This is a genomic window from Actinotalea sp. C106 (assembly GCF_023630195.1).
Lineage (GTDB): Bacteria > Actinomycetota > Actinomycetes > Actinomycetales > Cellulomonadaceae > Actinotalea.
The window spans coordinates 1-591 of the sequence record NZ_JALPKN010000631.1 but is presented as its reverse complement, the minus strand read 5'-3'; the positions used below and the strand labels follow the sequence as shown (position 1 = coordinate 591).

Below are 591 nucleotides of genomic sequence, written 5' to 3'. Positions count from 1 at the left end.
GAGCGGGCCCGTCAGCTCGAGGCGCAGGCCGCCGCCGAGCAGGCCCGTCGTCAGGCAGCCCTCGACCACGCCCTCGCGGTGCTCTCGGCCGCGGTCGACGCGGTCGAGGCCAGGACCGTCCCCATCGTCCGGGAGGCACGCGCCACCCTGCACTCGACGGCCCTCGACCTCGCCGCCGCCGTGCTCCAGCACGAGCTGCGCCCGGGGCCCGACTCGGCCCGCGTGCTCCTCGAGCGCGCCCTCGACCTGCCGGTCGAGCTCGGCGTCCACACCGTGCGCGTGAACCCCGTCGACCTCACCCACTGCGAGGCCGTGCTGCGCTCCGGTGAGGTCCAGCTCCCCGAGGGGACGCGCCTGGTCGCCGACCCGCGGCTCGCCCAGGGGGACACCGTGAGCGAGTACCCGGACGGCTTCCTCGACGCCCAGGTCCAGACCGCCCTCGACCGCGCCCGCGCAGTCCTGCGGGAGGACCAGGCATGAGCCTGACCACCGCGCCCACGCGCGCCACCGCCCCGGTGTCCAGCACCCAGGACGCCGCGCTGCGGCGCGCCCTCGATGCTGCGGCCCCCGAGCGCGTCAAGTCGGATCGTA

General features: G+C 76.6%; 1 protein-coding gene. It reads left to right on the top strand.

Annotated elements, in window-relative coordinates:
• Positions 1-480, top strand: a 480-nt coding sequence (locus tag L0B03_RS18905) for a FliH/SctL family protein (protein WP_250448659.1), incomplete at its 5' end; no start/stop codon positions are given.
• Positions 481-591 lie beyond the last annotated feature (111 nt).